Here is a 15,339-nt window from a genome sequence, read left to right on the forward strand (position 1 = left end):
AATTACACGCCCATCCGTTGGAGGGTTCCGGTAGAGGTCTTCGATTCGTTTTTTTTAGACTCGAATTCGGGATCGTTTGAATCCTTCCACGTTTTCGTATTTTGGTAGGTAATCTTGGCTTCGCCCAGGATCACTCGAAGTGTTTCGATGGAGATGGAAGACACAATCTTACGTTCCTCCACGGCTTGTTTCAATTTCGAGAGTGACCAATTGGTAAACGGATAGCCCGCTACTTTGGGAGGAATTTGGGCAAGTTCAATGATCTTGCTGCGTTCTTCTGGAGTGAAGGTGGGCGGACGTCCCCCGCAGTATTTCGGTTTCAGGGAAGGCAATCCTTCCTGATTGAATCGATGAATCGTATGCCGGATATGTTCGCCTGAGATATGATAAAGCCGGCTGATTTCAGGTACTTTCATTTTTTGGGCGGAGGCCAGAATGAGCAAGGCCCGACGGACCTGAACCGGATCTGCCCCCTTACGGGCAATCCGCAGGAGGCGATTACCTTCTTCCTGAGTTAAGTCACGAACAAAAATAGTCATGCTGCTCACCTCGAGAGAGTTGGATTTACGTATAATTACCCGTTTTCCCAACTATGATCTCTGATGGGGCACTAGCAAAGTTTTAATTTACAAATATATGCCGATTTTTCACAAGTTTTATTTCTTTGTGGTGAGTTTATCGATGGTGGGAGCAATATCAACGGGGATATCCATTTTATTTATTACCTCAATTTCTAAGTGGTTATTAATTTCATTGCCAGCTACTGTGATTCTCATAGCCTCCTTATTCGGATTGAATCGAGTTTTGGCACACAAAGCAATGAAAATCATAAAAAAGCAATATTCCATAAATATAAAACCAAAACAATGGCAAGTAACTGTGTCAGAAATACAAATCCATTTAATAACCGAATACTTAATTGAAAATGGAATTTATTCAAAATGGAAGATAGAAAAATTAATAGATAACTATCGTGAGGATGAAAAAAAGAAAAAACTACCACCGTTGATAGCTCCGGGATTATTATTAGCAATTACATTACCCAATATTACGCAACTAATAACTCGAGTTTATGCTTACTATAATTCAGAAGAAAATAAACCGAATTTCATGAAGCAAAAAGGAAATTACTCTATTAACCTTAACTTTTCTCTGTTCGTAGTAATATTCATTTTTTCTATATTGATTGTGGCCACTGTTGCAAGGTGGAATAGGCTAAAGGATGCGATTATAGAAGTATTGGGATTTGTGAGAAATAGAGACGGCCCAAAAAGAGAGGCATTGATTGATACGCTTGATAATATCCTTTACCAGCTTGAGGAGAAATCAAATGAAGAAGAATACATACAAAGTCCTCCTCACAGACAATGATTTCTTAATGGCTGCTTTGACGCAATCTGAAGTGTCTGTCTGGTATAAGAGAGATCCGGATCCTGTTGGGCAAATAAGGACCGTGGTGGCATTGTGGAGGGATATACGCCTGAGTCAATTAAGATTAGTGGGGCGAGGTTTATTCAGCAACGGTTTGAATTTAGGGCTCCTGATTGTCGAAAGTATTAGCCTAATGATAGTTAATGAAATCACGAGTTAGTCTTTATTTACAAAGTTGCAAATAATTATTAGGCAAAACAATGATGTCTATCAGAATACTAAGAGGAGGAGTGGGAATTGATTGGCAAAGAAAGTTTAAAAGGATATATCCTTGAAGAAATAATTGCTTATCTTATTCGTAATACCGGATACAATTTGCTAGTCGATCCTATTCAAGATGAAAGGGAACTGGCAAGGAAGGGAAACGGACTTGTCGTTAAAGGAAGAGGAGCAGTTCATCAAGCTGATGTATTAGGTCAATTAGTCTGGATTCCTGCGTTTACTTTTCCATTAAGATTATTCGTAGAAGCAAAATGTAGAAAGATGAAAACGGGGATTCCAGAAGTTCGTAATGCTGTAGGTGTTTTGGATGATATCAATCAGAACTATTCTCCAGTAAGAGAAGGAAAACCTTTAATGCAACGATTTTCTTATCGTTATGCTTTATTTTCAACTTCTGGGTTTACTTCAACTGCTTCGGATATGGCATTAGCACATCAAATATCTTTGATTGATTTAAGTGGTCCAGATTTTGAAGATCTAAAGAATCTGGTTGATGAAGTGGCCGAGATGTTATTAAACGATCTAAGGATTCAACATATTGACGAAGATGAAGATACAGAAAGTGCATTTATAAATACAAATGAACTTCAAAATCAAAAAAATCCGAAGAAAAGTTTACCCCTCTTATTTAGATTATACATGCGAGAAATATTAAATACTTGGCCAACGAATGTAACTGGCCCATTGAGCTATATAGAATACGAATATATTGAAAATAAATTGCCCTCATTAAGGTCAATTTCCGAAGTAATCTTAAATCAGATGGAAAGGTATAGAGAGTTTTTTGTAGGGATGGCAAACGGGCCATTTTTACTTATTTTTAAATCTGATAATCCGGAAGCTTTCATTAGATATGTCAGTGAGAATCCAGTACATAAAGTTACAATTACGTGGACCCGACGGAACAACATGGAACGGCAATGGATCATACATCCTGTTAATGACCAGCAAGCATATTCATTAAGTTTTGGTTTACCGCAAACACTTGGCTATTGGATTTTTGGAGATGAGGAAAGAGCATTGCGAAGAGCTTGGAATGTGAAAGAAAATTATTTATCGGATATTACTATTTATCGCTTTGTTGGTGGCAAGGACCAATTGATTCGACTTATTTATGATGCAAACGCAACACAAAGAAGAGTCAATAATGACTAATACATATTTGCTATAAAGGTAGTATCTCATAACATATCTGATTGGCTCCGCTGCTCATCGGTCGCCCGGCGCATTTCTAGATAGAAATTCAGGTGACACCCCGCATCACTAGCCGCGTCGCTTAGGGTCTTAAGGTGGTTGAGTTCGGGAATACGAGGAATGTTCTCCAAACAAACTCTATAAATTATGAAGGAGAGACAAGGCATGACAAATATTTTCCTCTCATATTCAAACAAGGATAAGGATTTAGCTAGTGAATTTGCTAATAAATTAAGAGATTTTAATGTTGATATATTCGTAGATGCGCTCAGTCTTAAAATTGGAGACAACTGGAGTGATGTTCTATCTAACGGGTTGAAAAATGCTGATGCAGTAGTAGTACTCATTACAGAAAATTCTATACAAAGTAATAATGTCTTATCCGAAATTTATGCTTCATTAGGATATATGAAAGAACGTGGAAAACCGAGAATTTTACCTATTATTTTTGATGATGTTCCAATTCCTGAACCATTAATGCATTTATTGGTATTACGTGCAGATCGTGATAGACTTGATATCACGATGAGAAGAATAAAAGAGTCAATCGGACAAATAACAGGAGAATTAAAAGCAAAAGCCGACGAAAAGAAAGAATCAATCTATAAAGTCGAAAAATCTGCTGAACAATATATTCAAAATTCACTTCAAGAACTACGGGGAAGAGAAGACAAATATAAATGGATTGCATATGCCTGCTATCTAATTTCTTTTATTAGTTTGGCGGTATGTATTGTACTCGTTCTAACCCGCGGTAATACTTTATTAGGCTTTGATAATGATACCAAGGTTTATAAGTACATCGAATTTTCTTTACTTAACATAGTAATTATTAGCCTAATAATTGCATTAACTAGATTTACATTCATATTGGCAAAATCATTTATGGTAGAATCATTACGAAATGCGGACCGGATTCATGCAATATCTTTTGGGGAATTTTATTTAAAAGCATATGGTGATAAAGCGGATTGGAAAGAAATTAAGGAAGCATTTCAGCATTGGAATATTGATAATGGTTCATCATTTATTTCTCAGTCTTCAAAAGATTTTGATCCGGAATTAATAAAGCATCTCATAGAATTTACTAAGACTATAACAAACAATAATGGTAAGTAATATGAAAAGAGAGTTGCATAGCATATTAATAGTATTCTCACTGAGGTCCTGGCGAAGCTTTAATCTTTAGAGAATTTCTGGGTGGCAGGCATTTAACAATTATGCACTGGATAAGTCTATTAACTGGGGCTGCGTCTATTAACAAAAGGAGATTTGTGTTTATAAAAGCAGTCTGCAAAAACTTTAATTAAGATTAGGAGATAAAAGATGACAAGTTTTATCTGGGGAAGAGATCCTCAAGAAGCTTATCAAAATCCTTACGAATATGAAGCTCAAGATCAATTTTATCGAGAAGCAAGTAATTTGTTAGGGTTATTATTTAATTATCTGACAATAAAATCGGGTGCATATACACGTGATGAACAAAGTGCTGAGAAGGCTATTTGGATGCTTTTTCTTGATTCTTTAGAATCTTTAATTGACTGTCTAGATCTATTACAGGATAAAAAACATAGGATTGCAGGTAGGCTGTTTCGGGATGCTGTAGAAGCGATGGATACAGCCTCTTATTTTTATTCTAATGACGCAAAGAAAGATAAGCACTTGAGAGATTGGTATAACGATAAAGTAATACAAAATAGAGTCTACAGAGATTACATAAAAGAAAATGATGAGGAAGAGTGGGGAAAACTAAAAAAATATTATTCGCAATTGTCTAAGATAAATCACAGAACTTATAGGTCGTTAGCATATTCGTATTTGCTAGGAAGTGGTGGGAGATTGATATATGAGGGGAGAGATGAGCACAGATTGATGGTTCCACCCCATGTGATTGCAATGTACTACGCTCTTATTGGCGGTCTAATTAGTCATTTTGTGCTCAGAATGGTTGATTGCAAACTGATTTCTGCTGAAGAAGCAAATGTATTTTGGAGTCAAGCATTGGAAGAGGAAGTTATAGAAAGGAGGTTTATTTCTCCAAGAGAAGCTTTCGAAAGATTTCTCAGTGAAGTAGATAACATCACATAGAAACATTATTTTCACGCTTAAAGCGTGTATTACTGCCATCAAAAGGCTTTCTAGGAGCCAGTGACGACTTGTATAAGATATAAATGGAGAAAACTATTTTAAAAGTAAAAATTCTGGAGGGAAATCAATGAAGTTTATGATTAATAGTTATGATTTAACCTTTAGAGAAATTCCTCTAGTATTTATGACTTCATTATATTCGGATGTTTTTGCCACCAAGAATAATAAGACCCTTAGAGAAACTATCGAGCACAAAAAGTATAATATATTTAAAAATATTGTTATAAGTAATTATAAGGCCTATTTAGATATTGGATTGGGTTCTTTTGTTGCTATTTTGAAAGATAAGGGGGATATTTTTTATAAAGAATTTTTAAATAAGAACGGTGATAAAATCTACTCCCAATTTTATATTTCTGACAAACCTGTTCAGAGCAGTAAAGGTATTTATCTATATTGTGTTGATAAAGAAGTCAAGTATATCGGTAGATGTAAGGATTCATTTGGTAAGCGAATCAATCAGGGATACGGCAAGGTTCAACCGAAAAATTGCTACATAGACGGACAATCAACAAACTGTCACTTAAATAGTCTGATAACTGAAAATAAAGAGAAGATAAAATTTTACATTTTAGAACTTTGCGACGAGAAGCAAATTGTTGAACTTGAAGTGACTTTAATTAAGAAATATAAACCAGAATGGAATAAGACCTTTTAAATTGATTGAAGTTATTTAGGGAGTTGTCTCTTCAGATAATAATAGAAGTACGCGTTAAAATAATCACTTTTGGTCCAGCAAAGGGAAATAAAAAGCGGGGGCAGCGGGCTGCAATTGATATCGTCTGACTCGTGAATGCAAGTCGTTATTTGATAATAGTATATTGCTTTATGATGCTGAAAAAATTGTTGGGGAGAGAATATGATTAAATTTGAAGAAATTGCTGAGGAAATCATATTTAAATATACACCATTGAATGGAGTAAGCTGGATAATAAATCGTTTCCAAGCTAAAAGGAGTATCAATATAGGTAAAACTTTTTATTTTGAAGAAAAAGACTTGTATGAGGAAATTAAACCAGTGGAATTTACCATGTTAGATGAGGTATCTTTTTCTTTTGCGAAGTTAGAAGGTGATTATTATAGAGTGAAGAAAAACACGATTGGAATAGATCATGAGTTATTAATTCATAAGAGCATAAAATTTCAATTAAATATGTTCAAAACATGGAACAATATTTCAATATTCAGAAGAATTTTTGAGGTGGTAGAAGGGGATTTGTCTATAGGGCCAAAAGAATCAGATTTGCCAATTGAAGAATTTCATAAACTACTAGCAATATTCCCCAACTCTTCTGAACTCAGGAAATATTCTAATGCAAGGATTAGCCATATAATAAAAGAATATATAAATGTAAAACAAGATTTTGTGGAAGAATATAATTCGTATATGTCAAATAAGTCATTAATAAGAACTACTAAGTCAAGCTTAACTTCTTCATTCGCAGAGTACGAAATTTTTAAGTATCAGGTAATACTGGAGCGTCTTAAAGATATGCTAAAAAATGAAATGGGTTATTCTGAGTCGGATTGGCAGAAAGAAATTATTGAAGTCATAATTTTGATCTATCCAAAATATATCACAGCATTTAAAGAAGTGAGTATAAATGACGATTACGATTTAAAGAAAAGAAGATTAGATTACATGTTAGTAGACTCAAACGGAAATATTGATGTTGTTGAAATTAAAAAACCTAATTCTACTGCTTTAATTTCAACGAGAACATATAGAGATAATTATGTTCCTGTTAAAGAACTTTCAGGTACTATTATGCAAGTTGAAAAATATCTTTTTCATTTGAATAAGTCAGGTAAACAAGGTGAAATAAATCTTACAAAAAAATATAAAGATTTTCTTCCAGAAGGTTTTGAGATTAATATAACAAATCCTAGCGCTATTTTAATCCTTGGAAGAGAAGAGGGGATGAGTAGTAAACAAATTCGAGACTTGGAAATCATTAAAAGAAAATATAAAAATGTGATGGATATCGTTACGTATGACGACCTTATTACGAGGTTAGAAAAAATTATTGAAAAGTTTAAACGTCAATTGCCAAAAGTAGACTCGCAAATTGATTCTGTCGAATAACATAATTATTCAAGCTGTGACTTCTAAAGAAATTTGGACTTTAGACTGATTCGTCGAAGATTTTTTAACAGTCACATTTGACTTCGTTGGGCAATGTGAATAGAAGATTGTGAGGTGGAAAATGAATCCATATCGTGAATTTGTCGCTAGTATTTCTGCTACAGAATTTGAAGTGTTTTGTTTAGAAGTATTAAATGCTTACGCTGAATCCGAAGCACTTAAAGAATTCTCCATACTTCATAACCAAAAAATTCAGACTAACGACGGAGAGTACCAAATTGATATTATTGCAGAATTTATGGCCCTGTCTGTTAAATTTAAAGTAATTGTGGAATGCAAGCGGTATACCCGACCAGTAGAACGTGAGAAGATTGTCGTTTTAGCTGACAAGGTGCGAAGCTTAGGTGCACATAAAGGAATATTAATTTCCACATCTGGTTTTCAGAGTGGAGCTACAGAATATGCAAGAAAGCATGGAGTTGCTTTATTGCAAATATTTAATAAAGAGGTTATGCATATTCAAGCCTTCATTGGTCCCACTGTTGATTATATAGATCATATGCTCACGGAAATTATTAAACAATCCCCAAAGTTTTACGCTTACCAATGGAGTACTAGGCTCGATGATTTTCCTGATAAAGAAATATATCCCACAAAAAATATGATGCAAGAAATTAAAAATAAGATATTGAAACAATAAAGAGTAGATAACGAATAGGAAGAGACTTTTTTGAAGAGGAGAGATATTATTTGCTTTTGATTATTTTAAAAAATGTATTTTTTATTCTGTGAGGATTGAAGGGACGTATTCTCTCTAAAGTTCCCAATAAATTCTACTTATAGTTTTTAGAAGGAGGAGAATATTTATGGAACAATCTCAAAACACAAGACTAACTCTACGTATACATGAAGAATTAGGAAGTATGGACGCTATCGATTTCGAAAGATTTTCTCACGCACTACTGGAGAAGGCTGAAGGTTTTCCGCTAATTTATAGAGGGTCAACTATGAAGGGGGCAGCATCAGGATATACTGTTGATTCATACAGTTCCAATGCAAAGATAGTTGGGGAATACGGTACAAAACATCGCTATTTTTCCAAGCCTTTCGATAAACCATTGGATGATGTCAAGCATGCGTTGAGTTTACTACCTTCTTTAGAAAAACTGTACTTATTAAGCAATCAAGACGCTACCAATACAGAGATGCTTGAATTGACTAAAGCAATAAATGATCATGTGAGTAAAGTTGGTCGAAACCATATTGAGATCCAGATCTTTGATGCCAGAAAAATAGCAGAACATCTAGTATCTATACTGAAAGATATTGATTACTCAGATCCATTCCTTACACATTTTTCTGCATTGGAAAAATACTTAGACGAATTTAGTATGACGAATATGTTACCAATGATTCGGAAGGAGTATGTTCGGCGGGGAGAAGAAGAAGAGGCACTTGAACAATTAGAGCGAAATCAACTACTTTACGTGCATGGAATCAGTGGGATCGGAAAGACGGAATTTGCGATTTCTATTGCTAATCAACTTAGGGTAAAGGAAATATTTGAGGTAATCGTGTGGATTGATGGGAAACAAATAGATTCTCTACACTCTTTAACATCAATTAATATTGAGAGGGTGCAACAAAGACAAAATGTCGCTGGTTTATTAAAACGTAGAAAGATTTTACTGATAATCGACAATTTGGATCGGGATATACATAAGATACTTTCGTTTTTGAGTGAGATAAATCAGAATAATTCAAAGATTATAATTACTTCGCAGAGGGACGAACAAGTCAAAGACAGAATGGAAAAAATGAATCTTTCATTCCTAAATGATTCTACAGCCCTTCAAATCTTAAACTTTGAATTGGTGACACATTGCCCTCAATCAATTTACAAGGATATCAAGCAAGTAATCGGTGGACACCCCTTGTTACTTACACTAACGAATAGATGGGTTGTTACCGACAAAATATCTTGGAAGGAAGTTAGTAGAGAGGCTTCAGAGTTGCCGAAATTTGCTGACGACAACGGAAAAGTTTTTTTTAAACGTCTATTAGAAAAACACTCTGAAGCGATTGCCACTGAATTGTCAGTTCTCCTTTGGTTAGGGGGGCAGGTTTTTAATCGAAGTTTATTGCAGAGGTTAATTTCCTCCATGAGTGTTATGGATTTGCTAAAACGCGGTTTTTTAATAAACTATGAAAATTTCACATTAAGGATGCATGACCTTATTTTCAATAGTATTAAAATGGAAAAATTACCTCAAGTTTCGAGTGAAATAGAGAATAAGTTTATCGCTTTTTTCCTGGAAGCGCAGCATATTAAGGATTATCAATTTTATAATGCACTTTACATTCATCGTAATTTCCTGATCCAGGTCATTAGTAAATCACCAGATCGTTTTGATTTGATACCTACTTATCTGATGTTTGAAAACATTCAAACAAACGAAATAAAGGAGATAATGAGTCGAACTAACATTGATAACTTATTGCTATGCCAAACTCTAATTAAGGAGCATCAACCTCGAATAACGGCATATTTGGAATGCGCGGAATTAATGCACCGAAACTATAAACAAAGTGGGGATAGAGAAGCCGAACCTTTTGCCAATCAAGTTATTAATAATTTAAAAACACTTGTCGATAATAGCAGATCCTGTCTTGATTTACATTACGAGATCAAGCATCATCTAGGTAAATTCTATACTTTTATAAAAGCAGATGCATTAGCTAGGGCTTGTTTCGAAGAGGTAATTGATAATACGGATGATGCATATCATAGTAAGTTACAATTAGCTAAGTTGGCGAGCGTCGTAGAAATAGAACAGGCTAAATTATATTTGGAGGATATATTTATTACATTTAAGAAAGCTCCTTCATCGATCAGCATTTCTATCGTTCTCGCAGCATTTAATGAATTTAAGAAATCGGTATTCTCGGACCTGAGGGAGAAGTACCTTATGCAAGGAGAACTTTTTGAAACGGCTATCCAGTATTCGGCGGTATGGGGATATTATCAACCCTTTAAGGTTTTGACTGAGGTAGGTAAAACGATAACTTATCGCCAACCTGAAAGATATATTGAACTAGTTAAATTGCTTCCAGAGGAACCTAAAGATCGGAAAAGCGAAACAGAGCTTTTTTATTTGGGGCAAGTTTATAAGGAGCTGGGTAAATGCTATAAAAAGCAATCTGAAGAATATTTATCTGCACTCCTTCTTGCAAAAACATATTTTCAGGGAATATCAAGTACTAACGGATATTATTGCACAATGATTGCAGAATGTTACATCCTTATAGAGGAATACGATCAGGCATTAGAAATACTAAATATTGCAGCTCCCAATAATCGGGGCATTCATTGGCTTTATCGTTATTCCCAAGCTTTATATGGAAAGAATCAGTTCGATGAAGCATTATGTATTATTGAACAGGCGATTTCTGGAATTCGGGAAGAAAAGTATCAAGCGACATTTTTACGCCAACAAGCTCAAATATTATATGGACTTGGTCTAAAAATAGAAGCAAAGACTGCTTATGAAAATGCGATTCATCATAGTGACCCCATACTCGCAGATGATATAAAGGTCGAGATGACGGGGTTGCCTTTTGATAATTAAAGTTTGGAAATTAATTGAATTATTGTAACTGCATATTGGGAAGTAACCGAACTAGAAAAATAATTCATTTTAAACATTTTTAATATTTTTCATGCCAAAACTTGATTGAAAGAAGGTTAAGCAAAAATACTTGCTCAACCTTCTTTGTTGTTTATAAGATTTCTTAGGATCAAAAAGTATCTTTACGATATAGTGATGAGAGCTTCAAAAAGCTTTTGATAAAATGTAGCGTTTGCAAACGGATCAAATAAGTTATGAGAAGATTCGCTAAAGATAATACGAGAGTCAATCGTTTCAAGCATATACGACTTTAGATCATGAGGAACAAATAATCCAAGCGACTGTACAGATAAATTCTTACACCGTTCTATAGCTCGATAAAATCGTGCCAAATCATAAGGCATTGCTGATCCGCACAAGAGTCTAATATCTGCCGCGATAAAGTTTTCTTGGATTCGAGGCTCACTTAACACACCGCAATCCAACACAATAACATTGTATTTCTGGTTCAACTCTTCAGTTATATAGAGATCATTACCCTCCAAGTTGTATGCATTACCTAACTTTTCGGGTTCGAATAAATGAATAATATGAGCCAAATGGTAGTTTGCGTTTGCCTCTACATAACAGGCAGATCCCCCATGAGCGTTGATCCAACAAACTAAATTCATTGCAGTTATCGTAGTTCCGACACGTCGATCGGAGCCAGCAATGGCAACCCTTAAATTGTTACATTTAAATTGATACTTTATTTGCTCAGGAATAAGTGAAGTGGGCTGCTCTTCTGGATCAACCTGAGGTGGTGCTGCGGATTTGAACCGCAGCATGCCATCATCTGAAAGGCACTCTTTCAATTCACTTTGGAGTTTTTCAATCTCAGTGGACGTCACAATTTCAGAAATACCGATTTGAAGCAATTGCTGAACCAGAGGGCTGCCAATAGACAACCCTTCAGCTATGATGATTACACGCATCCCATAAATAGTTTGATACGAGAGAAGTGCTTGAATCAGATCCTCGTCAGATTCACTTATTGCCATCCGATCCAGTACAACAAATTGGGCATGAGAGAAATTCCGCATGTCCTTTACGACGAAGGACAGAAGACTAAAACTTCCGGTTAGCTTCTTAATGGGAAACTCCTGCTCCAAGAAATCAAGTAAATTGATACGAGCCTCGCTTGTTAAATATAAGATCATACGTTACCCCTCATTTCATCAGTAAGAGAATGACTCCAACGATCACCAGACCGATGTAAAAGAATAGCTCAATAATTTGTTTGTGTTTATTCATCGTTAACGTCCTCCCGCCGAACCCATGTAAGTAAACTTATAATCGGGGATCTCAAAATGGGCATGGATACGCTTGGAGCCAATCATAAGCAGAGCGTGTTCGCGCTTCTTGCTAGCCAATAATTCTTCTTCTGCATCCGTCAGATTGTAGAGTTCTTTAGTTTCCTGAAGGTTCTTGCCATCAGTCCCCATCAATATCTTAATGCAGGGGATGTCCAGTAGGGCTTGCCCATACATCTTAATTTCTGGAGCGAGAAAATCAACGACACTGTGCGAAACGATGGCTAAAGCAGCCTCATATTTCCGGGCACGCTTTTCGACGTTGCGAAGGAATACCAAGCTTTGAGGAACCTTCGGGTCGATCATCAAATAGGTTTCGTCGCAAATCAGTAGAACTCGTTCCATCCGATCCTGCGACATCTGTTCCCAGCACCAGGAAAGCAGGTTGAAGTATTGGGTTCGTTTGATGTTTTCGCTGGTGTTTTGTAGGGAATGCGTATCTAAGCAAATGCAGCGGCTCCGGGTCTGAATAGTACTGTGACCATTCCAGAGGAAAGAGTCTCCACCATTAGCGATATCAAAGAGTAGAAGCACTAACTCTTTGTAAATCTGATCACCTAAAGCTTGCTCTTTCAACTGGACGAGAGTGTACAAATCACTGAAGGTAGGGAAATCGGTGCTCTGAAGTGTCGAAATATCGGTTGTCCAGGTGATGTGGAATTGGTTATATAGTTCGATTAGGCATTGCTTGAGCACAGCAAGCTGCATCATATTCAAATCAGGAAGATATAGATTGAAGAAAATCTCCAGGTTTTTAAGATGCAGGGCCATGTCAGACATTCCGTTTCCTTCATCTTTGTAGAGGGGATGTTCTTCTCCTTCCTCATCTCGCGGAGCTGGCCGAATCTGTAGCGGATTAATTTTGCCGAGGGAACCGCCTCCGGCGTTAATCCAGTCCCCGCCTAGCTGTTGACAAAGCTCCTTGTACTCCGATTCTGGATCGATAAAGATAACTTTGGTGCCTTTCATATATTCGCTCAGTGCAATATGCTTTACCGCTGTGGACTTACCGACTCCGGCCACACCCATAACAACTATATTGGAATTGGTACGATCTCCACCGCGTTTCCAGGGATCAATAATAATAAGGCCACCACGGGAGTCTTTAGCCAGATAATAGCCAGTGCCATCATTAAAACCACTACTGGCGAACGGAAATCCCCCAACGAAGGTGCTCATGGGCATGATTTTGTTCAAGATGTTTTCAATGGTATCCTGTGCCGGATACATGGGGGATAGCTGCTGCAAACTCTCTTTCTGCAAGTGAGCCAGAGTTCGAATCTTACAGCGCATTAGGCTGAAGGTATTCTCTACTCGCCGGCAGGTTCGAGCAAATAGCTTGTCATCATTAGCAAAGGGCATGACCAGTACATTCATGAGCCCGACGGTTTCTCCGTTTTGGTCAATTTGAAGCATAATGCTTTCTCCATCTATTGCAGCTTTTTCCGCTCGTTGTCGGGTCAGCGCGTCTTTGGCGTTATCCGCTGTGCTGCGGTTTTGAGTAATGGATTTGGAAATAGATGAGATGAGTGCGCTATTGTCGATGGGTTGAAATCCAATGGAAACCATGGTGGATGGTAAATTAGTGAGAGCGGATAGCCAACCTACATTAGCCTTTGGCGGGTATTGAATGACACCGTACAGCTTCGCAGCTTGCTCGCCAATGATCAAGCTGGTACGCGAAAATTCCAACCCCATAGGTGTTATTACATTAAGTAGCGAACTGTTCACGCTCGCATCTTTTTGTTCATGCCGCATTTGCTGTCCTCCTTCAACTGATAATCCAGAACGGGCCACCTGCGGAAGCGTTCTTTCGGGCTTCATTCAAGATGAGCGAGAAATCCCATGCTTGTAGGCTACGTTTACGGCTGGCAGGATCAGCAACCAATATTTTTCCATCTGAGGTGACACCTCGCAGCACCATGAAATGACCTGATGATGTAAAGTGACCTTTGCTCATAATGGCGACTACAAGCTTTCCTTGGGCTAAGGCATCTATGACCTTTTGTGCTTCGTTGATAGAGGAACCAGTTACATAGAGGCCAAAATGTTTGGCACCATCGGGAATCAAACTATGATAGCTGCCAACTCCTTCAGCCAAGTAGCCATTTTCGTAAGCCCATTTCGACATCGTCACGGGATCGACGGTGTCCCCGGTCAAAGTAGAAACTACGATAGACAATGAAGTTGGCCCGCAGCCAGCAACGCCAATGGTGTCATGAGGACCATAGGGCAGATTCGCCCAGCGTGTATCGAGTTGATTGAAATAAACAACTTCTCGGCTTCCATCTTGAAAAGTGACGCCTTCATATTGCTGTCCGTGGCTTTCTACATATCCATCGTCAGAGGCCTGAAGTGCTTGAGTGAAGCCGTAGTCCACTCTTAGTTCATCAACCACCGGAGTTTCTTTCGTGTTCAGCATGAGTTTGAGTGACTCAATAGGTGAGGTGAGAATCTGGAGTACCAAAGATACGAGGAGTAGAAAGGCAATGATGGGAGCGACGATGAGCAGGACTATTCGTTTACGTGATTCTTTATCGGCAGCAATTCTCGTCGAAAGTTTAAGTAATAGTTTAGCTGTAGCCGGATCCAAAATTTAAACCTCCTTTAACACTGGAATGTTCGCGCTGAAGTTTGAGTCTTCTAAATGAATGAAAGAAGGATTATTGACTAAATTGCACAGTTGAACAATTTCATGCTGCTTTAATACATGAGCTTGTACTTGTCCATCTTCAAAATGCTGAACAAGCCGTTTAGCCTTCTCCAATAAATCCCGTTCTCCGTTTTCTTGCTGCTGCCATAAAATCAAATAAAATTGCCGTTCCACCACTTCTCCGGACAAAGCCAAGGTGTTCATTTCTGCAATTTCTTGCCGCAAAAGCTCTTTTTGTTTGGAGTCTGCAGTGGGGATTGCCGTGACAAGTTCAGAAATAAGTGGGGAAATATCTACTGGACGACTAACCGCCAAAAACTTGAAGGGAAAGCGGATGGAGGATAATTCGGCTGTTAGTTTATTGATAAGGAGCTTTTTCTCAGAGCTACTGAGTAAATCTAGGCTGATAGGGAAAATGCGAAGATAGCAGAGCAGCCAACCATCTTGGGTATACAGAAAGTTTTCTCGGATATCTTGGACGTTTACGAATTGATGGGCTGTCTGATCGTTTGAGTTGAGGGGAGTTTTAGAACCAGGCTTGTTTGTTTTTAAGTAAAATAAAACAACTCCTCCACCGATTAGGCAGAGGAGCAACATGACGATAGGGAGCAGCATTAGAGCGGC

Annotated in this window: 13 protein-coding genes; 8 read left to right on the forward strand and 5 right to left on the reverse strand. The window is 37.3% G+C overall.

What is annotated here, in order from left to right:
* Window positions 1-2: 2 nt before the first annotated feature.
* Window positions 3-590 carry a helix-turn-helix domain-containing protein gene (locus MHH49_RS18005; protein WP_341138332.1) on the reverse strand — a complete coding sequence of 196 codons (588 nt, stop codon included), beginning with the start codon at window positions 588-590 and terminating at the stop codon, window positions 3-5.
* Between the two features lie 91 nt (window positions 591-681).
* Between MHH49_RS18005 and MHH49_RS18010 the strand changes: the two genes are divergently transcribed.
* From MHH49_RS18010 to MHH49_RS18045, 8 genes are all read left to right on the forward strand, one after another.
* Window positions 682-1,371 carry a hypothetical protein gene (locus MHH49_RS18010; protein ID WP_341138333.1) on the forward strand — a complete coding sequence of 230 codons (690 nt, stop codon included), beginning with the start codon at window positions 682-684 and terminating at the stop codon, window positions 1,369-1,371.
* A gap of 297 nt (window positions 1,372-1,668) precedes the next feature.
* Window positions 1,669-2,808 (forward strand): hypothetical protein, encoded by a 1,140-nt coding sequence (locus MHH49_RS18015; RefSeq protein ID WP_341138334.1) that lies wholly within the window; start codon window positions 1,669-1,671, stop codon window positions 2,806-2,808.
* A 204-nt stretch (window positions 2,809-3,012) separates the two neighbouring features.
* On the forward strand, window positions 3,013-3,966 hold the full coding sequence (locus MHH49_RS18020; RefSeq protein WP_341138335.1) for a toll/interleukin-1 receptor domain-containing protein: 954 nt from the start codon (window positions 3,013-3,015) through the stop codon (window positions 3,964-3,966).
* Between the two features lie 207 nt (window positions 3,967-4,173).
* The gene (locus tag MHH49_RS18025) at window positions 4,174-4,935 is read left to right on the forward strand and encodes a hypothetical protein (RefSeq protein ID WP_341138336.1); all 762 of its coding nucleotides are present in this window, start codon (window positions 4,174-4,176) and stop codon (window positions 4,933-4,935) included.
* Window positions 4,936-5,062: 127 nt separating this feature from the next.
* Window positions 5,063-5,653, forward strand: coding sequence for a hypothetical protein (locus MHH49_RS18030; RefSeq protein WP_341138337.1), 591 nt, complete (start codon window positions 5,063-5,065; stop codon window positions 5,651-5,653).
* Between the two features lie 201 nt (window positions 5,654-5,854).
* Entirely contained in the window at window positions 5,855-7,081 is a 1,227-nt protein-coding gene (locus MHH49_RS18035; RefSeq protein WP_341138338.1) for a Shedu immune nuclease family protein, read from the forward strand.
* Window positions 7,082-7,202: 121 nt separating this feature from the next.
* Entirely contained in the window at window positions 7,203-7,781 is a 579-nt protein-coding gene (locus MHH49_RS18040; protein ID WP_341138339.1) for a restriction endonuclease, read from the forward strand.
* A gap of 166 nt (window positions 7,782-7,947) precedes the next feature.
* Window positions 7,948-10,710, forward strand: coding sequence for an NB-ARC domain-containing protein (locus MHH49_RS18045; RefSeq protein ID WP_341138340.1), 2,763 nt, complete (start codon window positions 7,948-7,950; stop codon window positions 10,708-10,710).
* 182 nt (window positions 10,711-10,892) lie between these two features.
* Here MHH49_RS18045 and MHH49_RS18050 read toward each other — a convergent pair whose 3' ends face one another.
* From MHH49_RS18050 to MHH49_RS18065, 4 genes are all read right to left on the reverse strand, one after another.
* Window positions 10,893-11,909 carry a hypothetical protein gene (locus MHH49_RS18050; protein WP_341138341.1) on the reverse strand — a complete coding sequence of 339 codons (1,017 nt, stop codon included), beginning with the start codon at window positions 11,907-11,909 and terminating at the stop codon, window positions 10,893-10,895.
* A gap of 96 nt (window positions 11,910-12,005) precedes the next feature.
* Window positions 12,006-13,820: a VirB4 family type IV secretion system protein gene (locus tag MHH49_RS18055; protein ID WP_341138342.1), complete on the reverse strand. Its 1,815-nt coding sequence runs from the start codon at window positions 13,818-13,820 to the stop codon at window positions 12,006-12,008.
* Between the two features lie 13 nt (window positions 13,821-13,833).
* Window positions 13,834-14,655 (reverse strand): C39 family peptidase, encoded by an 822-nt coding sequence (locus MHH49_RS18060; RefSeq protein WP_341138343.1) that lies wholly within the window; start codon window positions 14,653-14,655, stop codon window positions 13,834-13,836.
* Window positions 14,656-14,658: 3 nt separating this feature from the next.
* Window positions 14,659-15,330 carry a hypothetical protein gene (locus MHH49_RS18065; protein WP_341138344.1) on the reverse strand — a complete coding sequence of 224 codons (672 nt, stop codon included), beginning with the start codon at window positions 15,328-15,330 and terminating at the stop codon, window positions 14,659-14,661.
* Window positions 15,331-15,339 lie beyond the last annotated feature (9 nt).

The organism is Paenibacillus sp. FSL F4-0122, from assembly GCF_038002845.1.
Lineage (GTDB): Bacteria > Bacillota > Bacilli > Paenibacillales > Paenibacillaceae > Paenibacillus_AQ > Paenibacillus_AQ odorifer.